The organism is Candidatus Pseudomonas phytovorans, assembly GCA_029202525.1.
Lineage (GTDB): Bacteria > Pseudomonadota > Gammaproteobacteria > Pseudomonadales > Pseudomonadaceae > Aquipseudomonas > Aquipseudomonas phytovorans.
In genome coordinates, this window is sequence record CP119325.1 from 3,456,913 (window position 1) to 3,477,441 (window position 20,529).

Sequence of the window (20,529 nt, forward strand, 5' to 3'; positions counted from 1 at the left end):
CATGCGCCGCCTCGAACTGGAATTCCAACCCCGGCGCAGCGGCCCGTTGGCCTGGTCGCTGCTGGCCCTGGGCAGCGCCATGGTCGCCGGCCTGGTACTGCTGCAACAAACCCTGCAGACCGAGCAGGTAGACCTTGAAGCCAGCGTGCACAGCCTGGAGCTGCAACTGGGCCGCCGCCCGGCCACCGCCGCGCCACTAAGCAGTACCGCCAGCCGCGAACAGGCAGAGCGCCTGGCGCAGATGCGCAGCGTTTCCCAGCAACTGCAACGCCCTTGGCAGCAGCTGTTCGCCATGCTCGAAGCCCTGCCACAGGACGATGTCGCGCTGCTTGGCCTGACCCCGGACGCGCGCAAGGGCCAGGTGCGCATCAGCGCTGAAGCACGCAGCCTGGAAGCGATGCTGCAGTACCACCAGCGCCTGGAAGCCAGCGATGAGCTCAGCGATGTATCGCTGCTCAACCACGAGGTGTTGGCCGCGCAGGCTGAGCACCCGGTGCGCTTCACCCTCACCGCTACCTGGGAGACCGGCCATGCGCGCCCTTGAATCGCTGAACAGCCTGATCCTTCAGGAGCGCCTGCGCCGCGTCGGCCCGGTTGGCCTGGCCGCAGTCGCCGTGGCGTTGCTCGCGGTGGCTGTGGGTGCCGTCGGTGTGCTGCCGCAGTGGCAGAACGTGCGTGAGCTGCGGGCCACCGAAGCAGATGCCAGTGTGCAGGTAGGGCGGGTCAAACGTGGCGAGCTGAAGATTGCAGTAAAGCCCGAGCAAGAGGCCCTCGACAGCCTGCGCCAACAACTGCCGGGGCAGCCCCAGGCCAGCGAGCTGATCGAGCGCCTGTACCACCTGGCCAGCGCCGAGCACATCAGCCTGGCGCGCGGTGAGTACGCCCTGGGCATCGATCCCAAGACTCAGCTGGCGCGCTACCAGATCGTGCTGCCGGTGCGCGGCAGCTACCCGCAGATTCGTGGTTTCCTCAAAGGCCTCCTCAAGCAGCTGCCGACCCTGGTGCTGGAAGACCTCGAACTGCAACGCAAACGCATCGGCGACAGCGAGCTGAACGCCCGCCTGCGCATGACCCTTTACCTGTCGAGGTCATGATGAACACACAACGTGCAGTCATCTGGATCGGCTTCCTCGGTGTAAGCGCAGTCATCGCTTGGGCACCGGGACACTGGTTCGGCCAGGAAGACAGCGTCGCGGCCTTCGCGGGCTCGCCCGCTCCCACAGGTTCGGCGGCGCCCACAGATCCTGTGGGAGCGGCTTTAGCCGCGAAAGGGCCGGAGCAGGCCTCCATAGACCTGTTCCCCAAGCAGCAGTGGACCAAACTCCAGGCCCTGGCCACCGTTACCGAACATCCCGTGGTCGCCGCGCCGGTCGTGGCCGCCGCCCCGACTGCCCCTGAGCTGCCGTTCCAGTTCATCGGCCGCATGGGCAACAACGACGACCTGCAGATCTTCCTGCAGAGCGGCGAAAAACTTTACGTCGTGCGCCAGGGCGACGTCATCGAAGACACCTACCGCCTCGATCGGGTCTCGGCCAGCGAGCTGAGCCTGGTCTACCTGCCTTTGCATCAGTCGCAGACCTTGTCTGTCGGGAGCGCACCATGAAGTCGTCAAAGCTGTGCAAGCCTGCTCCGTTCCTGCTTGTGGCGTTGTGCGTGGCCATCGCCGGCTGCGGCTCCAGTGCAGTGCGCAAAGACAGCGACCAGTTGATGAAAGAGGGCCAGTACGAGGCCGGCATCGCCCGCCTGGAAGAGGCCCTGCGCGATGACCCGCGCGACACCGAGCTGAACATCGCCCTGGCCCACAGCCGCCAGGCGGCGGTCGAGGCGCTGGTGACCCAGGCCGACAGCGACCGCATCCGCCACGACTTCGCGAACGCCCGCATGGGCTATGGTCGGGTGCTGACCCTGGAACCAAACAACCGCCGCGCCCAGGAAGGCATCCGCCAGTTGGAGCTGATCCGTACCCTCGACGAACGCGTGGCCTTGGGCCAGGCGTCGCTGCGCCAGGGTGACCTGTTCGGTGCCGAGCGCTACATGCGCGAAGTGCTGCGGCTGGACCCGCAAAACCAGAAGGGCATCGCCCTGCGCACTGACATCGAGAATGTCCAGGCGCGTACCGCACAGCCATTCCCGCAGCTGCGCAGCAAGCTGGAGCGGCCGGTAACCCTGGAGTTTCGCGATGCCAACCTGAAGACCATCTTCGAAGTGCTGTCTCAGGTCGCCGGCATCAATTTCATCTTCGACAAAGACATGCGCCCCGACATGAAGGCCACCATCTTCGTGCGTGAAGTGCGCATCGAGGACGCGATAGCACTGTTGCTGGAGCAGAACCAGCTGCGCCAGAAGATCGTCAACGACAACACCCTGATGGTGTACCCCGACTCGCCGCAAAAGGCCAAGGACTACCAGGAACTGGTCATGCGCACCTTCTACCTGACCAGCATCGACGCCAACACCGCACTGAACATGGTCAAGACCATGCTCAAGACCCGCGATGTGTTCGTCGACGAGCGCCTCAACACCTTGACCATGCGTGATACCCCCGACGCCGTGCGCATGGCCGAAAAGCTCCTGCAGTCGCAGGACCAGTCCAACCCCGAGGTGGTGCTGGAGGTAGAGGTGATGGAGGTTGCCACCTCGCGCATCCTCGACCTTGGCCTGCAATGGCCCAACACCTTTGGGGTGCTGACTTCCGACGGCAAGCCGGTGAGCGTGCTTGACCAGCTGCGCGGGATCGATTCAAGCCGCATCAGCATCGGGCCGGCACCACAGGCCAAGATCAACGCCCAGGACAAGGACATCAACACCCTGGCGAGCCCGGTGATTCGTGTCAGCAACCGCGAACAGGCACGCATCCACATTGGCCAACGGGTACCGATCATCAGCGCCACTTCGGTGCCGTCCACCCAGGGCCCGGTGATCACCGAAAGCGTCACCTACCTGGACGTCGGTCTGAAGCTTGAAGTGCAGCCCACCGTGCACCTGAACAATGAAGTGGCGATCAAGATCGCGCTTGAAGTGAGTAACGCCACCCCGCTGGAGGCCACCCGCCAGGGCACCATCCCGGTTCAGGTCGACACCCGCAACGCCCAGACCAGCCTGCGTCTGCACGATGGCGAAACCCAGGTGCTGGCCGGCCTGGTGCGCAACGACCACAACGCCAGCGGCAACAAGATCCCGGGCCTTGGCGACATCCCCGGCCTGGGCCGGTTGTTCGGCAGCAACAAGGATGACATGAGCAAGTCTGAACTGGTGCTGGCAATCACCCCGCGCATCGTGCGCAACCTACCGTACCAGAGCCCGTCGGACATGGAGTTCTCTACCGGCACCGAGTCGGCCATGCAGGTACGCCAGATGGCGCCGCTGCCGCCGATGGATGTACCCGGCAATGCGCCGACCACCGACGCGCCCGTGGTGCAAAGCCAGATGGCGGCCACCCCGGTAATTGTGAGCCCACGGCCATGAAAGCGCAGCGCCGCATGCAGGGCTTCAGCCTGATCGAAGTGGTGCTGACCCTGGCACTGCTCGGGCTGCTGGCCAGCATGGCCGCGCCGCTGACCGAAACCGTGGTGCGCCGCGGCAAGGAACAGCAGCTGCGTGAGGCGCTGTACCAGATTCGCGACGCCCTCGACGCCTACAAACGCGCCTTCGACGCCGGCTACATCGAGCGGCGCCTGGACGCCAGCGGCTACCCGCCGAACCTGCAAGTGCTGGTAGATGGCGTGCGCGATGTGCGCAGTGCCAAGGGCGCCAAGTTTTTCTTCCTGCGGCGCATCCCGCACGACCCGCTGCTGGCGGCCAAGGATGAAGACGAAGGCGGTTGGGGCCTGCGCGCCTACGACAGCAGCCCCGACAGCCCGCGTGAAGGCGAAGACGTGTTCGACGTGTATTCAAAGGCCCGTGGCAAAGGCCTCAACAACATCCCTTACGGGCAATGGTGACAGCCATGAAACGCAGCAAAGGCTTCACCCTGATCGAACTGCTGGTAGTCATGGCGATCATCGCCACGCTGCTGACCATCGCCATGCCACGCTACTTCAACAGCCTGGAAAGCTCCCGTGAGGCCACCCTGCGCCAGAGCCTGGCGGTGCTGCGCGAATCGCTGGACCACTTCTACGGTGACACCGGCCACTATCCCGACTCGCTGGAGCAACTGGTGGAATTGCGCTACCTGCGCAACACCCCGGTCGACCCGATTACCGAGCGTAGCGATGCCTGGCAGTTGGTGCCGCCGCCAGAAGGCGTGGCCGGCGGCGTGGCCGATATCAAGAGCGGTGCTACAGGGAGGGCGCGTGATGGCAGCCTCTTCGCTGAGTGGTAAGGCCAACGGCGGCTTCACCTACCTGGGCGTGCTGCTGCTGATTGCGATCAGTAGCGTGGCCTTGGCTGCAACCGGCACGATCTGGGCCAGCGCAGCGCAGCGTGAACAGGAGCGCCAACTGCTGTGGGTGGGCAGCCAGTATGCCCAGGCACTGCGCAGCTACTACCGCGCATCCCCGGGTTTGGCCCAGTACCCACAGGACCTGGCCGACCTGCTGCAGGACAACCGCTTCCCGCAGGCCAAGCGGCACATTCGCCGGTTGTACCCCGACCCCATCACCAACAGCGACGAATGGGGCCTGCTGCGCTCGATCGACGGCCGTATCACCGGCGTGCACAGCCGCTCGGACGCCACCCCGTTCAAACACAGTGGTTTCAGCGCCGAATGGAGCGGTTTCGAAGGGCTGGAACACTACAGCGACTGGCAGTTCGTGGCAGAGCAAGCGTTCAGCGAAAGTGCCGGTGGCGTACAGACCCACAGCGGCCCGGGAGACACGCCATGAATCGCCTGGCCGCGCTGTACCTGGGCCTGCTGTTGCTGGCGGTGCTGGCCACTTCGGCCAGGGCCAGTAACGAGGATGAGATGCAGGGCTTCATCGTCGACAACACCATCTCGCACATCGGCCACGACTTTTACTACTACTTCGCCGACCGCCTGCGCGCCACCAGCCGGCTGGACTTCAACCTGGTGGTACGCGAACGCCCGGACGCCCGCTGGGGCAGCCTGGTGACCGTGGAGTTCGAGCGCGAAGTGATGTACCGCCGCTTCCTGCCACCGAACACCACCGAGCTTAAAGGCGAGGCCGTTGCAGCCGCCGACCTGGTCAAGCAGCAAATCATTCAACGCAAGCTGCAACGCCTGCTACAGGACACCACCGACTTGGAGAGGGACGAGCTATGAACCACCGTATTTCACGTTGCATTGCCGCCTGCCTGCTGGCCAGCGCTTGTGCTGCCCAGGCCACCGAGCTGGTGTACACCCCGGTCAACCCGGCGTTTGGCGGCAACCCGTTGAACGGCACCTGGCTGTTGAACAACGCCCAGGCGCAAAACGATTACGACGACCCCGACCTCAAGGACCGTGCCTCCGCCTTTACCGGCACCACCGCCCTGGAGCGCTTCAGCAACCAGCTGGAGTCGCGGATGTTGTCGCAGTTGCTGGACAACATCAGTAACGGCAGCACCGGCAGCATGGCGACCGATGCGTTTCTCATCGACGTCATCGACGATTCCGGGGCCTTGAGCATCAAGGTCACCGATCGCGCCACGGGAGAAATTTCGATCATTGAGGTCAGCGGCCTGAACCCCTGAGAGGGAAAGGCTTTTATGTTGGGGAGAGAACACCATGAAACGTCTGCTGAGCACGCTGCTGATCCTCACCGCCCTGGGCCTGCAAAGTGGTTGCAGCCTGCGCGAACCCATGTCGGCCGAACAGGACTCGGAAACCCCGACCCTGACACCCCGGGCCTCGACCTATTACGACCTGATCAACATGCCACGGCCCAAAGGCCGGCTTATGGCCGTGGTGTACGGCTTCCGCGACCAGACCGGGCAGTACAAACCCACCCCGGCCAGCTCGTTCTCCACCAGCGTCACCCAAGGCGCGGCCAGCATGCTGATGGACGCCCTGAGCGCCAGTGGCTGGTTTGTGGTACTGGAGCGTGAAGGCCTGCAGAACCTGCTGACCGAGCGCAAGATCATCCGCGCTTCGCAGAAAAAGCCTGACGTGGCGGAGAACATCGCGGCTGAACTGCCCCCACTGCAGGCCGCGAACCTGATGCTCGAAGGCGGCATCATCGCTTACGACACCAACGTGCGCAGCGGCGGCGAGGGTGCCCGCTACCTGGGGATCGACATCTCCCGCGAGTACCGCGTCGACCAGGTGACCGTGAACCTGCGCGCGGTGGACGTGCGTACCGGGCAGGTGTTGGCCAACGTGATGACCAGCAAGACCATCTACTCGGTCGGGCGCAGTGCCGGGGTGTTCAAGTTCATCGAGTTCAAGAAGCTGCTGGAGGCTGAGGTGGGGTACACCACCAATGAGCCGGCGCAGCTGTGCGTGCTGTCGGCGATCGAGTCGGCGGTGGGGCATTTGCTGGCGCAGGGGATTGAACGGCGGTTGTGGCAGGTATCGGGGGATGCGGGGGATGGCAAGGCTACGGTGGACAAGTTCTTGAGCCAGAATCAGCAGCCTTGATCGACCTTGAGGGCCTCTTCGCGGGTAAACCCGCTCCCAGAAGTACGGCGTCGTTCTTGAGGGCACACCGTACCTGTGGGAGCGGGCAAGCCCGCGAAGCAGGCGACGCGGTGGACGGCACCGGCAACGCCGGTGATCGCCGGCAAGCCAGCTCCCACAGGGATTGCGCCAGCTTCAAGTAACCAGCCCAGCTATACCCCAATCCATCCACTACCAGATGACGCCCGGCCATTTCTCCCGCACACTGCGGAAAATTCCCAAGCCCGTCTCCCGCCACCTTGCGGGGCACAGCCGGAGTAGAAAATGGCGCGACAATTAATAACAAACGCCCACGACCCGCTGCACGAATCCCGCCAGGCCCGCCTGAAGCTGGCCAGTGAAGGCGAGCTGCCGCTGGGCATGCTGCGCGACGAGATCGACGCCTCCTGGCGCCGCAGCCTGGGCCATGGCCTGGACAGCCTGCAAGGCGAGCAAGTTGGCCTGGGCCTGGAACACGGCCATGACTTGCGTACCTTGCTGGAACGCAACCGCCTGCTGGTCGATGCCGTTACTCCCGAACTCGACTACCTTGTCTCGCGTCAGGGCAAGGCTGGCATCATCATCCTTGGCGATGCCAAGGCCAACGTGCTGGCCATCGAGGGCCAGACCCATGTGCTCAGCCGCGAGGGCCTGCGCGACCTGCAACCGGGTAGCTGTTGGAGCGAAACACTGCGTGGCACCAATGCCATCGGTACAGCGGTGGTGGAAGGCCGCCCTACACTCATCAATTGCGGCGAGCATTATCTAGACCGCCTCAGCCCGTTCTCCTGCACATCCGTCCCCCTGCGCGACCCGCATGGCGAGGTGATCGGTGTGCTCGACATCACCCGCGAAGGGGTGATGGCGCAACCGCAGGACAGCCTGTCGACGCTGATGCTGGCGGCCGGCAACATCGAAAGCCGCATGTTCGGCCTGTGCCACCCGGAACAACTCGTGCTGGCGTTCCACAGCCGCCCGCAATACCTCAACAGTGCCTGGCATGGCCTGCTTGCGCTGAGCCTGGACGGTGAAGTGCTGGCGGCCAACGACAGCGCCTGCCAGTTGTTGCAGGTGCCGCGCCAGGAGCTGATTGGCCGACGCAGCGCTGACCTGCTCGGTGAACGCTCACCTGCGTTTATTGCGCGCCTTTGGCAGGGCGGTGTGAGCAGTGTGCAGACGGCCAAGGGCGAGTTCTATTTCCGTGCCCTGCAGCTGCCGCGCCATGGCCGGGTGAATGGCAGCACGCTGGCGAGCAAGCCGGCGCAGGGCAGACAGGCGCCGGCACTTGAAGCGCTGGCCGGTGGTGACCCACGTTTGGCGCGCAACCTGCGCATGGCCCGTCAGGGGCTGGGCAATGGCCTGCCGGTGCTACTACTGGGCGAGACTGGGACCGGCAAGGAGGTAGTCGCCCGGGCGCTGCACCAGGCCAGTCCGCGCGCCGACAAACCGTTTGTGGCCGTCAACTGCGCGGCCATCCCCGAAGGGCTGATCGAATCCGAGCTGTTCGGCTACCGCGAGGGTGCGTTCACCGGCTCGCGCCGGGGTGGCATGGTCGGGCGGCTGATGCAGGCCCATGGTGGCACGTTGTTCCTCGACGAAATCGGCGACATGCCGCTGGCCTTGCAGGCGCGTCTGCTGCGGGTGTTACAGGAGCGCCGGGTTGCACCGTTGGGGGCGGGTGACGAACAGGATATCGATGTAGCGCTGATCTGCGCTACCCACCGCGACCTCAAACGCCTGGTGCAGGAACAACACTTCCGTGAAGACCTGTACTACCGGGTTAACGGTGTGTCGTTGCGTCTGCCGGCGTTGCGCGAGCGTGACGACCTGACGGCGATCATCCAGGGCTTGCTGGACAAGTCCGATGCACGTGGTGTCACTCTGGACCCAGCGTTAAGTGCCTTGCTCGAAGGCTTCGACTGGCCAGGCAACATCCGCCAGCTGGAAATGGTGGTGCGTACCGCGCTGGCCATGCGTGAAGAGGGCGAGCATGTGCTCACTCTGGATCACCTTACAGACTGCCTGCTGGATGAACTGGCCAGCAGCACAGCGCCCTCCGGCAGCCTGAAGGACAACGAGCTGGAACAGATCCGTGGGGCGCTGGCGCGCCACCAGGGCAACGTTTCCGCCGCTGCCGAGGCGCTGGGCATCAGCCGGGCGACGCTCTACCGCAAGCTCAAACAGTTGCGTGGCTGACGTGGGCGGACTGTTCGCAAGGCTGGTGGACTCCAGCGACCCTGTACTCATGCGCCAGGCGCTGGCCTGGCTGTATAGCTTCGTGCGCCCGCACCGGCGTGCGATTGGGCTGTTGCTCGGCTTGTCGCTGGGCGCCTCGCTACTGGCATTGGCACAGCCCTGGCTGGTCAAGACGCTGATCGACGAGGGGCTGTTGGCCAAGGACTACCAGACCCTCTGGCACATGGCGGCAATCATGATCGGGGTCGGGCTGCTTGGCACCGTGCTGGCCGGGGTCAACCGTTACCTGCATACGCAGTTGTCAGGGCGCATTCTGTTTGCCCTGCGGGATGACCTGTACCGCCACCTGCAGCAATTGTCGCCGACGTTTTATGGGCGACGGCGCATGGGCGACATTCTTTCGCGGCTGGACGGCGATGTGGCCGAGATCCAGCGCTTTGCCGTGGATTCACTGTTCTCGGCGGTGTCGGCAGTGATTGGTCTGGTGGGCGCGGTGGCGTTGATGCTGATGCTGTCTTGGCAATTGTCATTGTTGCTGGCATTGCTGGTGCCGATTGAAGTGCTGTGGCTGCGCTGGATGCGGCGCAAGGTGGAGCGCGAAGTGCGCAACCTGCGTGAGCGTTCGGCAGATGTGTCCTCGTTTCTGGTCGAGACCTTGCCGGCGATGAAGTTCATTCAGGCGGCCGGCCAGCAAGGCCGCGAGGCAGGGCGGCTGGATCAGCTTGGCCAGGGTTACATGCGCCAGTTGCTGAAGGTACAGGTTACCGAATTCTTCACTCAGGCCATCCCCGGCACGCTCACCTCCTGGTGCCGTGCCTGCGCGTTCCTGGTCGGCGGCTGGTGGGTGATTCAGGGCACCTGGCAGTTGGGTGCTCTGATCGCTTTTTCCACTTACATGGGCATGGCGGTGGGGCCGGTACAGAGTCTGCTTGGCCTGTATGTGGCAGTGCAGCGCATGGCGGTTAGCCTGGGGCGGGTGATGGAGCTGAAGCGTGAGGCCGTGGCCGTGCGCCCGGCAGCCAACCCGCAGCCCATTCCCGACGGGCCGGGCGAGTTGCGCCTCGAGGCGCTGAGTTTTGCCCATGAAGGGCGGCAAGGCGCCGTACTGCAGAACGTGCAGGTGTGCGTACCGGGCGGCCTTAAGGTGGCCATCAGCGGTGCCTCGGGGGTGGGCAAGTCGACCCTGATCGACCTGCTGCAGCGTTTCTACGACCCTGACGCCGGGCGCATCCTGCTGGATGGTACCGATCTGCGCGACTTGGACCTGGCCGCGCTGCGCCGGCGCATCGCGGTGGTCAGCCAGGACATCGTGTTGTTCCGTGGCACCCTGGCGCAGAACCTGGCCTACGGCGTACCCGAAGCCAGCCGTGCCGAACTGGAGCGGGTGGTACATCTGGCGCGACTGGACAGCTTGGTCGAAAGCCTGCCGTTGGGCCTGGACGGCCTGCTGGGCGAGCGTGGCCAGCAGTTGTCTGGTGGGCAGAAGCAACGCATCGCCATCGCCCGCGCAGTGCTGCAGGCCCCGGCGATTCTGGTGCTGGACGAGGCCACCTCGGCAGTGGACGAAGCCACCGAGCGCGAAGTGATCGCGGCCATCGACCAGCTATTCGCCGGCCGCACGCGCATCCTGATCAGCCACCGGGCTTCGACCCTGGCCGATGCCGACCTGCACTTGCAACTGCATGATGGTCAGTTGCAGGTGCTGGCGCAGGAGGTGCTGAAGCATGGGCACTGATGTATGCGTTGGCATCATCGACAGCGGCTGCTCGCCGGAGCAGGCCTGTGGTCTGCTTGGCGCGCGGCGTTTCTGGCTGGAAGACGGCCAGTTGCGTGAAGGCGAAATGCTGCCCGATCAGCTCGGGCATGGCAGTGCGGTACTGGCCGGCCTGGAACGCGAAGCCGGTCCGGTACCGTTGCTGGTGGCCCAGGTGTTCAGCGACCAGGCCAGTACCAGTGCTTTGCAGGTGGCAGCCGCGCTGTTGTGGCTGGTGGAGGCCGGGGCCACGCTGGTCAACCTCAGCCTGGGGTTGCAGCAGGACCGGCCCGTGCTGCACCAGGCCTGCGCCGAAGCGCTGGCGGCTGGCGTGCTGTTGTGTGCATCCAGCCCGGCGCAAGGTGGGGCGGTGTACCCGGCTAGCTACCCTGGGGTGATTCGACTGACCGGAGACGCGCGTTGCGCGCCTGGCGAGTGGTCCTGGCTTGGCACCCGGCAGGCGGACTTTGGCGGTTATGTTGGCGCGGGCGGCAGAGCGGGTGCGAGCCTGGGCTGTGCGGCTTTGACCGGAAGGATTGCGGCGTTGCTGCGTGACGAACCGGGTATGGATCGCCAGCAGATCCATGACTGGTTACGCGATCACGCGACGTTCATCGGCCCGGAACGGCGGGGTGCCAGGCATGGCTGAGCCGCGCATAGTGGTGCTGGGCGCCGGCCCTGCGGGTGCTGCCACGGCCATTGGCCTGCGGCGGCTGGGCTACACCGTGACGGTGGTGTCCGAGTGGCGCCGTTTCGCAGCGGTTGAGGGGGTTTCGCAGCGGGTCCTGGAGGGCTTGCGGCATGCGGGCCTTGGCGGTGCCTTGAGCCAGGCGGCCATGCCGGCTACCCGGCAGGTGCACTGGAATGGCCAGCATCTGCATATGAACCAGGAGTTTTTGCTCGACCGACAACGGTTTGACCGGGCGCTGCGTGACGACCTTCAGCGAGCAGGGGTGCACATGGTCGAGGGCCGCGTGCGTGAGGTGGTGCACGAGGGTTGTCACCGTGTTCGTCTGGACGATGGGCAGGTGCTGATCGCTGATTTCCTCGTCGAGGCCCGGGGCCGCCAGGCACCGCTGCCCTCAGATCGCCTTCGCGGGCCGGAGACAGTCAGCCTGCTCAATGTCTGGCAGGGGAGCCCCGGGACGCCTGCTTCGGCAGTGGAAAGCCTGGAGGATGGTTGGGCGTGGATGGCGCGTCTTGAGGATGGCCGCTGTTACTGGCAGGTCACCCTGGACGCCGCTGGGCTGCCAGGCAAGTCCGGGCTGGCGGACTACTGCGCGGCGCGGCGTGGCCCTAGCGCGCTGGTGGCCGAGCTGTTCGATGCCCGGGCGCTGATGCCGGCAGAGGTGCATGCACGCAGCAGTACCGCGATTCTGGCCGGAGAATGCGTCGGACAGGACTGGATACGGGTGGGTGATGCCGCCATGGCGGTTGACCCGCTGTCGGGGAACGGCATTTTCCAGTCGTTGTCTTCGGCGTTGCAGGCGCCGGTGGTGATCAATACGTTGCTGCGCAGGCCTGAGCGGGCTGCGTTGGCGCGTCAGTTTCACCAGCAACGGGTCGAGCAGCTGTTCTTGCGCTTTGCCCGGATTGGGCGGGATTTCTACGCGCAGGAGCAGGAGCGCGCAGGGCAGCCGTTCTGGGAGCGACGACAAGGCTGGCCGGATGCGCAGCCACTGCATCAGGCGGCGGATTGGCAGGCCGTGCGGGTTGAGTGGCGGCCAGTGCTGCGTAATGGGCTGGTGGATGAGGCCGAAGTGGTGGTGACGGCGGACCAGCCGTTGGGGGTGTGGCATTTGCAGGGGGCGGAGTTGGCGCCTGTGGTGCGGGAAATTCGCAGTGGCCGGCCGGTTGAGACCGTGTTGTCTGGCTTGGCGGGTGAGCAGCAGATGACGGTGCGGCGCTGGCTGTTGGAGCAAGGGTTGGTTTGAGATTGCCGGGGCCGCAAAGCGGCCCCAAAATCTCGAATCAGAAGAAGGTGCCGACGATGAGTTGCAGATAGGTCCCGGTGTCCGTACCACCCAGCTGCGTGCCGCCATTGGCCGCACTGCGCTCCGGCTTGTAGAACCCCACCACCGGGCTGATCAGCAAGTGGTCGTTGACCATCCATTCCACATACAGGTCCAGCTCGCGCCCTCCAAGGTTGCCTTGGTCGGTATCCAGCGTATCAAAATCGAAGTACAGCGCACCGACGGTCAGGTTATCGCGTGGCTTGCCCTTCAACGCCACATGGTGGACCTGGCTGTTCTTGTTGAACGGCCCGGCATAGTTGGCGGCCACTTCGCCCTGGAACCAGGTGCCGTAACCTCGGCTCAGGCCATAGAACAGTGGGTCGAAGCCCTCGGAAAATCGGCTGTAGCGGTAGGTGGCGGTGGGGGTCCAGGGCAGTTCGGAGAAGGTCCAGTTACCCTCCAGGTACCAGGCGTTCTCGCGCCCGCCGGTCTTGTCCTGGGTGACGTATTCGGCGGCCAGCTCCAGGTCTTTTACGCCGAGGTTGCCGCGCCCGCGCAGGCTGGCGGTGTCCATGCCGTCGCGGTGCTCCAGGCCCATGATCTGCGCGTAGCGCTGGTCCACATCGAGGCCGCGGATCCAGCTGAGGCCGACGGTGCCGTTGTCGCCGACATGCTCCAGATTGGCCACCGCCATTGAGGTGTCGGCCTGGTAATGGTTGTCGGACTTCAGCCACATCAGATCGCCGCGCCAGCCTTGCTTGCCACCCAGGCGCAGCACGGCGGTACGGTCGAAGGCCTTGCGGGCGGCCAGGTAGTAGGCGCCGCCGCGGTCGAAGTTGGCGCCCAGGTCGACCTTGCCCAGGTTGACCGGGTCGCCCTGGATCAGAAAGCCGTCACCCAGTGTCACCACCTGGCGGCCACCGGAAATGTCCACGCCGTCTTCGCCCAACGCCGGGAACATGTTGCTTGAGCGCCAGCCCAGGTACAGGTCTTCGATGGCGGTGCGGCGCTCGTCGCCCAGGGTCAGGCCGGCAGCGTCGCCGTCGCCCCAGGTGGCGGAGCTGAGCAGGTTGAAAGCGCTGTAGAGGGTTCCGCTGTCTGCAAGGGCCTGGCTGCCGCTGAGGCCGTACTTGACGTACCCCTCCTGCCAGGCGGTGCTGCCGGGTTGGCGGTTGCCGGCCTGGTTGAAGCTTTCGTCGCTGTGGAAGACCCCGAACAGTGCTTCGAGGTCGGCGTTGAGGGTGGTGCCGTTCTGGTTGTACAGCTCGTAGGCTTGGGTGGCGGGTGCGGTCAACAGCAGGGCCAATGTGCAGGCGAGTGTGTGCTTCATGGGTTTGCTCCATGGTTTTTATTGTTGTTTTTGGATTGCCTGTGCTGGCCCTATCGCCGGCAAGCCAGCTCCCACAAGTACGTCACAGGACCTCAGGGCAGTGGTTACCTGTGGGAGCGGGCGAGCCCGCGAAGAGGCCAGATCAGGAGAGTGATCAGAGCTTGATCAACACCGACTTGAGCTCGGTGTAATGCTCGATGGCCGCGGCCCCCATCTCACGCCCGACGCCAGACATCTTGTAGCCACCAAACGGCAGCGCCGGGTCCAGCGCGCTGTGGCAGTTGACCCACACCGACCCCGACTTGATACGCGGGATCATGCGGTGCACGGCCGACAGGTCGTTGGACCAGATGCTTGCGCCCAGGCCATACGGGTTGTCGTTGGCCATGCCGATCACTTCGTCCAGGTCATCGAACGGCATCGCCACCAGCACCGGCCCGAAGATTTCTTCCTGCACCAGGCGGTGACGCTGGTCGACATCGACGATCACCGTCGGCTTGACGAAGTAACCTGGGCCGAAACCTTCGCCACCGCAGGCGATGGTTGCGCCCAGTTCGCGGCCAAGTTCGATGTAGCCGGTAACGCGGTCCTGCTGCTTGGCCGAGATCAATGGCCCCATCTGCACGGCCGGGTCCAGCCCGCTACCCAGCTTCATGCCGTTGGCGATGCCGGCGATGTCGGCCACCACGTTGTCGAAGTGCTTGCGGTGCACGTACAGCCGTGAGCCGGCGCAGCACACCTGGCCCTGGTTGAAGAAGATTGCCGTGGCCGCGCCAGCAGCGGCTTCCTGCAGGTTGGCGTCAGGCATGACGATGGTCGGCGACTTGCCGCCCAGCTCAAGGGTGACACGGGTCATGTTGTCCATGGCCGCTTTGCCGATCAGCTTGCCGACCTCGGTGGAGCCGGTGAAGGTCAGTTTGTCCACACCGGGGTGGCGGCTGAGCGCGGCGCCGGCGTTCAGGCCGGTGCCGGTGATCACGTTGAACACGCCGGCCGGGTAGCCGGCTTCGTCTACCAGCTCCGCAAGCTTGAGCACGCTCAGCGGGGTTTCATCTGCAGGCTTGAGCACGATGGTGCAGCCAGTGGCCAGGGCCGGGCCGAGCTTCCAGCAGGCCAGCAGCAGCGGGAAGTTCCAGGCGACAATGGCGCCGACCACGCCGACAGCCTCGCGGCGCACGAAGCCGTGGAACTGGTCGTTGGGCATCAACGGCATGGAGGCTTCGACGGTGCTACCCTCGATCTTGGTGGCCCAGCCAGCCATGTAGCGCAGGAAGTCGATGGCCAGTTGCACATCCATCACCTGGGCCACTGCGGCGCTCTTGCCGTTGTTCAGGCATTCCAGCTCGGCCAGCTGGCGGGCGTCACGCTCCATCAGGTCGGCCAGGCGCCACAGCATGTTCTGCCGTTCACGCGGGCGCAGGCGGCTCCACGGCGAATCGTCGAAGGCCTGGCGTGCCGCACGCACGGCGCGGTCGACATCCTCGGCGTCGGCGGCGGGCACTTCACCCAGTACCTCGCCGGTGGCCGGGTTGCGGAACGACAGGGTGCGACCGCTGGCGGCGTCCTGCCAGTCGGCGCCGATGCGCATCTTCAGTTTGCGTTCGAGAAAGGCGCGGGTGGCGGGCAGGATGGGCAGGTCGGAAAGCATGGGGCTGTGCCTCTTGTCATTGGATGTGACGGGCACAGGCGCAATGGCCGTGCCAATTTGGGCAGGTGGCGTTGAAGCGTTGTGGTCATTGGGTTTTGCCTGGGTGCAAGTTTGTCATTGCGGGCATGCGCTGTTGCACATTGAGACGGTGTGAGACGGTTATGAAACAGTGGCTGTACGGGCCTCTTCGCGGGACAAGCCCGCTCCCACAGGGATAGAGCCGAATTCAGGCGCTGCAAAATTTCTGTGGGAGCGGGCTTGCCCCGCGAATGGCCTGCGCAGCAGGCCCTGTCTCAGGATGAAACACCCTGTCGCGAAATGGCACGCTTCAACCACACGGGTAACTGCCGAGCGGCGTTGATGAAAACCGCTAAAATACTGAAATAAAACGCTTTTACAGCACATGGCACAGTTTCTGTATCACAACTGCCACAAGCACACCTGCTGTACCAAAGCGTGCGAAAAACGATAAGAACAACAACCGTGGAGGTCTGACCTTGAAGACGACTCGACTCCGGCGGCATGCGGGTAAACTGGCGCTGTTCGCCGCCGCGCTGCTGAGCACCCAGGCCATGGCGGCCGAGCAGGGCCCGAGCCTGTTGCAGAACAAGTGCATGGGGTGTCATATCCCCGAAGGCAACGATACTTACAGTCGCATCAGCCACCAGCGCAAAACCCCGGAAGGCTGGCTGATGAGCATCGCCCGCATGCAGGTGATGCATGGCCTGCAAATCAGCGACGACGACCGTCGCACGCTGGTCAAGTACCTGGCTGACAAACAGGGCCTGGCGCCCAGCGAAACCGATGGCGTGCGCTACGCCATGGAGCGCCGGCTCAATACTGTCGAGCATTTCGACACCCAGCTCAGCGAAACCTGTGGCCGTTGCCACTCCGGTGCTCGCGTCGCCTTGCAGCGCCGCCCGGCCAAGGAGTGGGAGCACCTGGTCAACTTCCACCTCGGCCAATGGCCGTCCCTTGAATACCAGGCCCAGGCGCGCGACCGCGATTGGCTGCCGATTGCCCTGCAACAAGTGGTGCCGGAACTGGCCAAGCGCTACCCGCTGGAGAACGCAGCGTGGGCCGAATGGCAGAAAGCCAAACCCAAGGCCGACGCATTGCCGGGGCAGTGGTCGTTCAGCGGCCACATGCTGGCCAAGGGCGATGTGCGCGGGGTGATGAGCGTCACAGCCGGGGAGGGCGACAGCTTCAAGGTCGAGGTCAAGGGTGCCTATGCCGACGGTACACCGTTCAACGGCAGCGGCACGGCGATCCTGTACAACGGCTATGAGTGGCGCGGCAACGTCAAGGTCGGCGACACCAACCTGCGTCAGGTATTCGCGGCGCTGGATGGCGAGATGAAAGGCCGCATGTTCGAGGCCGAGCACGACGAACGCGGGCTGGACTTCACCGCTGCGAAGGAAGGCAAGGCACGCCTGTTGGCAGTGCAACCTGCATTCATCAAGGCCGGTGGCGAAAGCGAAATCACCTTGGTCGGCAGCGGCCTGGACGGCAAGCCCGACTTGGGTGCCGGGGTGCAAGTGACCGAAGTGCTGGAGCAGACCCCGACCCTGATACGGGTCAAGGCCCGCGCAGCTGCGGACGCCAAGCCTGGCCAGCGTGAAGTTGCGGTTGGCGCGCTCAAGGGCGTTAACCTGGCGGTGTACGACAAGGTTGATGAAGTGAAGGTAGTGCCGGCCTTCTCCATTGCCCGGATTGGCGAGAACGGTGCTTCGGTGCCGAAAGTACAGGGCCGCTTCGAAGCCGAAGCCTGGGGTAAAGATGCAAGTGGCCAGCCGCTGCGCATTGGCTACCTGCCGGCCACCTGGAAGGTCGAGCCGTTCAATGAGCGTGCGGTCGAGGATGAAGACGTCAAGTTCGCCGGCAAGATGCAGGCCGATGGCGTGTTCGTGCCAGGCGGTGCCGGCCCCAACCCTGAACGCAAGATGATGACCAACAACGCTGGCAACCTGAAGGTCATCGCCACGCTGGCCGACGGTGGCCAGACGGGCGAAGGGCACATGATCGTCACCGTTCAGCGCTGGAACAACCCGCCGCTGCCGTAACGGCAGGACGCAACGGTTTACCAACGCATCGATTACCGGGAGGTCGCCATGGGCGCACTACTTAACCTTGTCGAGCGCAACCTGCACGAAGTGCAGGTCGACGCCGACCGCATGTTGTTCCATATCCCAAGCAGTTCGCTGTTCACCGCCGATGCGGTAACCGGCGGCATCATCGACACCCTGCGCCAGCAAGGCTGCTCGGCCGAGGAGCTGATGCAGCGCCTTGGCCAGCAGTTTGCCGGCAACGATATCCAGGAAACCCTGCACGAGCTGATCGCGCTTGAACTGGTCAGCGATGGCTCGCCGCTGACCCCGGAAATCGCCCTCAAGCGGGTCGAGCGCACGGCACTCAATACCGTGGTGCTCAACGTCAACACCGGTTGCAACCTCAGCTGCACCTATTGCTACAAGGAAGACCTGGACAAGCCGTCAGCCGGCAAGAAGATGAGCACTGCCACCGCCGAAGCCTCGGTGGAAATGTTGCTGACGGAATCGCCTGACGAAGAACGCTACAGCGTGGTGTTCTTCGGTGGCGAGCCATTATCCAACCGGCCGCTGATCGAGCACATGGTGGCCTACTGCGAACGGCGGTTCGCCGAGGCGGGCAAGCAGGTGGAGTTCATCATGACCACCAATGCCACGCTGCTGACCGAAGAGATCATCGACTGGCTCAATGCCCACCGCTTTGGCCTGTCGATCAGTATCGACGGCCCCAAGACCGTGCACGACCGCAACCGCATCACCGTGGGCGGGCAGGGCACCTATGACGTGGTGCGGCGCAAGGCCGACATGCTGTTGTCGCGTTACAACAGCCGCCCGGTGGGCGCGCGGGTGACCTTGACCCGTGGCATTACCGATATCGAGACCATCTGGAACCACCTGTTCAACGAGATGGGCTTTGCCGAAGTCGGCTTTGCCCCGGTCACCTCTGGCGACATGTCGGACTTCAACCTCACCGGCGAAGAACTGGTAGAAGTCTTCGCCAACATGAAGGCGCTGGGCCGCCGTTACCTGGAAGCTGCGCTGGAACACCGCAACATCGGCTTCTCCAACCTGCACCAGCTGATCACCGACATTCACGAGGGCCACAAGAAGGCCCTGCCATGCGGTGCAGGGCTGAAAATGCTGGCGGTGGACCACAAGGGCGAGTTGAACCTGTGCCACCGTTTCACCGGCTCCAACCTGCCGACCTTTGGCAATGTGCACCAGGGCGTGAAGCAGGCGGAGCTCAACGACTTTCTGTCGCAGCGCCTGGACCGCAGCAACACTGGCTGCGAGAGCTGCCGCATCCGCAACCTGTGCTCCGGCGGCTGCTACCACGAAAGCTACGCCCGCTACGGCGACCCGCAGCACCCGACCTACCACTATTGCGAACTGATGCGCGACTGGGTCGACTTCGGCATCGAAGTCTACAGCCGCATCATGGCCGCCAACCCGGCCTTCATCGACCGCTACATCACCCCGCGGAAGGCGCACTGACATGAAGCACTTGAAGCCCCTGAACAACAAGGCGCGCATCCTTGAGCAGGCCGCTGCCGAAGACCGCGTCGAAGAAGTCATGGCCATGAGTGCGGTGGCCGGCTGCACGGCCACCACCGACCCGGGTTGGGAAGTGGATGCCTTTGGTGGCGTGAGCTCGCTGTGCCAGCCGATGGAGGCTGACTTGTATGGCTGTTCCGACCCTTGCTGGTGGCCGGCCCAGGTGCCGGACATGATGAGCACCTATCAGGACTGGAACGCCCAGGCGACCAACTCGGCGGATGACTGGCGCAACCTCGGCACTGTGTTCCCGAAAGACAAGTGACCGGCCCAACAAGAATGACAAGGGGAAACCGCATGAAAGCTGGACGCTGCGCGCAACTCGCGCTCACCATCGCCGCCACGGCCTGCGCCGGGCTGGTTCAGGCTGACGATACCGGGCCTGCGCTGAAGGCTGGCCACGAATACATGATCGTGACCAACTACCCAAACAACCTGCATGTGGTCGATGTGGCCAGTGACACGGTCTACAAAAGCTGCCAGATGCCCGACAGGTTCGGCCCCGGCACCGCGATGATGGCGCCGGACAACCGCACGGCCTACGTGCTGAACAACCATTACGGCGACATCTACGGCATCGACCTTGACACCTGCAAGAACACCTTCCACGCCAACCTGTCGAGCGTGGCGGGTGAAGTGGGCAGGTCGATGTACTCGTTCGCCATCAGCCCGGACGGCAAGGAAGTGTACGCCACGGTCAACCCGACCCAGATGCTGAACGACCACTACGTGGTGAAACCACCGCGGCTTGAGGTGTTCAGCACCACCGACGGGCTGCAGGCCAAGCCGGTGCGTACGTTCCCGATGCCGCGCCAGGTGTACCTGATGCGCACCGCCGACGATGGCATGCTGTATTTCGCCGGGCCGGACATCTACAAGATGGACGTGAAGACCGGCAAATACACAGTGGCCTTGCCGCTGCGCAACTGGAACCGCAAGGGCTACAGCGCCCCGGACGTGCTGTATTTCTGGCCGCACCAGAACCCGCGCCACGAGTTCTCGATGTTGTACACCATCGCCAAGTTCAAGGATGAGAAACAGGATCCGAACGAGGCCGAGCTGTTGTACGGCTACCTGAGCGTCGACTTGAAGACCGGCAAGACCCATACCCAGGAGTTTGCCGACCTGACCGAGCTGTACTTCACCGGCCTGCGCTCGCCCAAGGATCCGAACCAGATCTACGGCGTGCTCAACCGCCTGGCCAAGTACGACATCAAACAGCGCAAGCTGATCAAGGCGGCTAACCTTGAGCACACTTACTACTGCGTAACCTTCGACAAAAAGGGCGACAAGCTTTACCTGGGCGGCACTTTCAACGATCTGGCGGTGTTCAACCCGGATACGCTGGAGAAGGTGAAGAACATCAAGCTGCCGGGTGGTGACATGTCTACCACTACGCCACAGGTGTTCATCAGGTAGTTCAGTGCTGGATCCTTCGCGGGGCAAGCCCGCTCCCACAAGACTGCACTGCATTCGGATCTTGTGCGTCCTTTGTGGGAGCGGGCTTGTC

20 protein-coding genes are annotated in these 20,529 nt (G+C 64.1%); 18 read left to right on the plus strand and 2 right to left on the minus strand.

All coding sequences use genetic code 11. The annotated features are described in order from the left end of the window. Nucleotide 1 precedes the first annotated feature (1 nt). The 14 genes from P0Y58_15395 to P0Y58_15460 all read left to right on the plus strand — a co-directional run bounded on the left by P0Y58_15395 (nucleotide 2) and on the right by P0Y58_15460 (nucleotide 12,418). A complete protein-coding gene (locus P0Y58_15395) occupies nucleotides 2–544 on the plus strand; it encodes a pilus assembly protein (protein WEK28295.1) in 543 nt (180 codons plus the stop codon). Continuing rightward, nucleotides 531–1,094, plus strand: coding sequence for a type 4a pilus biogenesis protein PilO (gene pilO / locus P0Y58_15400; GenBank protein ID WEK28296.1), 564 nt, complete (start codon nucleotides 531–533; stop codon nucleotides 1,092–1,094). Before P0Y58_15395 ends, pilO begins: the two co-directional genes overlap by 14 nt. Then, nucleotides 1,094–1,603, plus strand: a complete 510-nt coding sequence (locus tag P0Y58_15405) for a hypothetical protein (protein WEK28297.1) — start codon at nucleotides 1,094–1,096, stop codon at nucleotides 1,601–1,603. The genes pilO and P0Y58_15405 overlap by 1 nt, the downstream gene beginning before the upstream one ends. Further along, a complete protein-coding gene (locus P0Y58_15410) occupies nucleotides 1,600–3,465 on the plus strand; it encodes a secretin N-terminal domain-containing protein (protein WEK28298.1) in 1,866 nt (621 codons plus the stop codon). Before P0Y58_15405 ends, P0Y58_15410 begins: the two co-directional genes overlap by 4 nt. Further along, nucleotides 3,462–3,941 carry a type II secretion system protein gene (locus tag P0Y58_15415; protein ID WEK28299.1) on the plus strand — a complete coding sequence of 160 codons (480 nt, stop codon included), beginning with the start codon at nucleotides 3,462–3,464 and terminating at the stop codon, nucleotides 3,939–3,941. The genes P0Y58_15410 and P0Y58_15415 overlap by 4 nt, the downstream gene beginning before the upstream one ends. A 5-nt stretch (nucleotides 3,942–3,946) precedes the next feature. After that, nucleotides 3,947–4,321, plus strand: a complete 375-nt coding sequence (locus tag P0Y58_15420) for a type II secretion system protein (protein ID WEK28300.1) — start codon at nucleotides 3,947–3,949, stop codon at nucleotides 4,319–4,321. Continuing rightward, on the plus strand, nucleotides 4,296–4,823 hold the full coding sequence (locus P0Y58_15425; GenBank protein WEK28301.1) for a type II secretion system protein: 528 nt from the start codon (nucleotides 4,296–4,298) through the stop codon (nucleotides 4,821–4,823). Before P0Y58_15420 ends, P0Y58_15425 begins: the two co-directional genes overlap by 26 nt. After that, nucleotides 4,820–5,221: a curli production assembly/transport protein CsgE gene (gene csgE / locus P0Y58_15430; GenBank protein WEK28302.1), complete on the plus strand. Its 402-nt coding sequence runs from the start codon at nucleotides 4,820–4,822 to the stop codon at nucleotides 5,219–5,221. Before P0Y58_15425 ends, csgE begins: the two co-directional genes overlap by 4 nt. After that, nucleotides 5,218–5,631 (plus strand): curli assembly protein CsgF, encoded by a 414-nt coding sequence (locus tag P0Y58_15435; GenBank protein ID WEK28303.1) that lies wholly within the window; start codon nucleotides 5,218–5,220, stop codon nucleotides 5,629–5,631. Before csgE ends, P0Y58_15435 begins: the two co-directional genes overlap by 4 nt. A 34-nt stretch (nucleotides 5,632–5,665) precedes the next feature. After that, nucleotides 5,666–6,517 carry a CsgG/HfaB family protein gene (locus P0Y58_15440; GenBank protein ID WEK28304.1) on the plus strand — a complete coding sequence of 284 codons (852 nt, stop codon included), beginning with the start codon at nucleotides 5,666–5,668 and terminating at the stop codon, nucleotides 6,515–6,517. A 303-nt stretch (nucleotides 6,518–6,820) separates the two neighbouring features. After that, nucleotides 6,821–8,731 carry a sigma-54-dependent Fis family transcriptional regulator gene (locus tag P0Y58_15445; GenBank protein WEK28305.1) on the plus strand — a complete coding sequence of 637 codons (1,911 nt, stop codon included), beginning with the start codon at nucleotides 6,821–6,823 and terminating at the stop codon, nucleotides 8,729–8,731. 1 nt (nucleotide 8,732) lies between these two features. Then, entirely contained in the window at nucleotides 8,733–10,466 is a 1,734-nt protein-coding gene (locus P0Y58_15450; protein ID WEK28306.1) for an ABC transporter ATP-binding protein, read from the plus strand. Then, nucleotides 10,456–11,133, plus strand: coding sequence for a peptidase S8 and S53 subtilisin kexin sedolisin (locus P0Y58_15455; GenBank protein WEK28307.1), 678 nt, complete (start codon nucleotides 10,456–10,458; stop codon nucleotides 11,131–11,133). Before P0Y58_15450 ends, P0Y58_15455 begins: the two co-directional genes overlap by 11 nt. Further along, nucleotides 11,126–12,418 carry a tryptophan 7-halogenase gene (locus P0Y58_15460; protein ID WEK28308.1) on the plus strand — a complete coding sequence of 431 codons (1,293 nt, stop codon included), beginning with the start codon at nucleotides 11,126–11,128 and terminating at the stop codon, nucleotides 12,416–12,418. The genes P0Y58_15455 and P0Y58_15460 overlap by 8 nt, the downstream gene beginning before the upstream one ends. A 37-nt stretch (nucleotides 12,419–12,455) precedes the next feature. Here P0Y58_15460 and P0Y58_15465 read toward each other — a convergent pair whose 3' ends face one another. Together P0Y58_15465 and P0Y58_15470 are read right to left on the minus strand one after the other, a co-directional pair. Next, on the minus strand, nucleotides 12,456–13,769 hold the full coding sequence (locus P0Y58_15465) for a hypothetical protein (GenBank protein ID WEK28309.1): 1,314 nt from the start codon (nucleotides 13,767–13,769) through the stop codon (nucleotides 12,456–12,458). Nucleotides 13,770–13,923: 154 nt separating this feature from the next. After that, on the minus strand, nucleotides 13,924–15,417 hold the full coding sequence (locus P0Y58_15470) for an aldehyde dehydrogenase family protein (GenBank protein WEK28310.1): 1,494 nt from the start codon (nucleotides 15,415–15,417) through the stop codon (nucleotides 13,924–13,926). A gap of 497 nt (nucleotides 15,418–15,914) precedes the next feature. Here P0Y58_15470 and peaA point away from each other — a divergent pair, with 497 nt between their 5' ends. From peaA to peaD, 4 genes are read left to right on the plus strand one after another with little or no spacing between them, the layout of a single operon-like run. Continuing rightward, the gene (peaA, locus tag P0Y58_15475) at nucleotides 15,915–17,480 is read left to right on the plus strand and encodes a quinohemoprotein amine dehydrogenase subunit alpha (protein ID WEK28311.1); all 1,566 of its coding nucleotides are present in this window, start codon (nucleotides 15,915–15,917) and stop codon (nucleotides 17,478–17,480) included. Between the two features lie 48 nt (nucleotides 17,481–17,528). Then, on the plus strand, nucleotides 17,529–18,959 hold the full coding sequence (gene peaB, locus P0Y58_15480; GenBank protein WEK28312.1) for a quinohemoprotein amine dehydrogenase maturation protein: 1,431 nt from the start codon (nucleotides 17,529–17,531) through the stop codon (nucleotides 18,957–18,959). 1 nt (nucleotide 18,960) lies between these two features. Continuing rightward, on the plus strand, nucleotides 18,961–19,284 hold the full coding sequence (gene qhpC, locus P0Y58_15485; GenBank protein ID WEK28313.1) for a quinohemoprotein amine dehydrogenase subunit gamma: 324 nt from the start codon (nucleotides 18,961–18,963) through the stop codon (nucleotides 19,282–19,284). A 32-nt stretch (nucleotides 19,285–19,316) separates the two neighbouring features. Beyond that, nucleotides 19,317–20,438: a quinohemoprotein amine dehydrogenase subunit beta gene (gene peaD, locus P0Y58_15490; GenBank protein WEK28314.1), complete on the plus strand. Its 1,122-nt coding sequence runs from the start codon at nucleotides 19,317–19,319 to the stop codon at nucleotides 20,436–20,438. Nucleotides 20,439–20,529: the final 91 nt, after the last annotated feature.

Excerpts from the sequence above, each read along its gene's own strand:
- P0Y58_15395 (WEK28295.1), top strand. The coding sequence starts at position 2 with ATGCGCCGCCTCGAACTGGAATTCCAACCCCGGCGCAGCGGCCCGTTG.
- pilO (WEK28296.1), top strand. The coding sequence starts at position 531 with ATGCGCGCCCTTGAATCGCTGAACAGCCTGATCCTTCAGGAGCGCCTG.
- P0Y58_15405 (WEK28297.1), top strand. The coding sequence starts at position 1,094 with ATGAACACACAACGTGCAGTCATCTGGATCGGCTTCCTCGGTGTAAGC.
- P0Y58_15410 (WEK28298.1), top strand. The coding sequence starts at position 1,600 with ATGAAGTCGTCAAAGCTGTGCAAGCCTGCTCCGTTCCTGCTTGTGGCG.
- P0Y58_15415 (WEK28299.1), top strand. The coding sequence starts at position 3,462 with ATGAAAGCGCAGCGCCGCATGCAGGGCTTCAGCCTGATCGAAGTGGTG.
- P0Y58_15420 (WEK28300.1), top strand. The coding sequence starts at position 3,947 with ATGAAACGCAGCAAAGGCTTCACCCTGATCGAACTGCTGGTAGTCATG.
- P0Y58_15425 (WEK28301.1), top strand. The coding sequence starts at position 4,296 with ATGGCAGCCTCTTCGCTGAGTGGTAAGGCCAACGGCGGCTTCACCTAC.
- csgE (WEK28302.1), top strand. The coding sequence starts at position 4,820 with ATGAATCGCCTGGCCGCGCTGTACCTGGGCCTGCTGTTGCTGGCGGTG.
- P0Y58_15435 (WEK28303.1), top strand. The coding sequence starts at position 5,218 with ATGAACCACCGTATTTCACGTTGCATTGCCGCCTGCCTGCTGGCCAGC.
- P0Y58_15440 (WEK28304.1), top strand. The coding sequence starts at position 5,666 with ATGAAACGTCTGCTGAGCACGCTGCTGATCCTCACCGCCCTGGGCCTG.
- P0Y58_15445 (WEK28305.1), top strand. The coding sequence starts at position 6,821 with ATGGCGCGACAATTAATAACAAACGCCCACGACCCGCTGCACGAATCC.
- P0Y58_15455 (WEK28307.1), top strand. The coding sequence starts at position 10,456 with ATGGGCACTGATGTATGCGTTGGCATCATCGACAGCGGCTGCTCGCCG.
- P0Y58_15460 (WEK28308.1), top strand. The coding sequence starts at position 11,126 with ATGGCTGAGCCGCGCATAGTGGTGCTGGGCGCCGGCCCTGCGGGTGCT.
- P0Y58_15465 (WEK28309.1), bottom strand. The coding sequence starts at position 13,769 with ATGAAGCACACACTCGCCTGCACATTGGCCCTGCTGTTGACCGCACCC.
- P0Y58_15470 (WEK28310.1), bottom strand. The coding sequence starts at position 15,417 with ATGCTTTCCGACCTGCCCATCCTGCCCGCCACCCGCGCCTTTCTCGAA.
- peaB (WEK28312.1), top strand. The coding sequence starts at position 17,529 with ATGGGCGCACTACTTAACCTTGTCGAGCGCAACCTGCACGAAGTGCAG.
- qhpC (WEK28313.1), top strand. The coding sequence starts at position 18,961 with ATGAAGCACTTGAAGCCCCTGAACAACAAGGCGCGCATCCTTGAGCAG.
- peaD (WEK28314.1), top strand. The coding sequence starts at position 19,317 with ATGAAAGCTGGACGCTGCGCGCAACTCGCGCTCACCATCGCCGCCACG.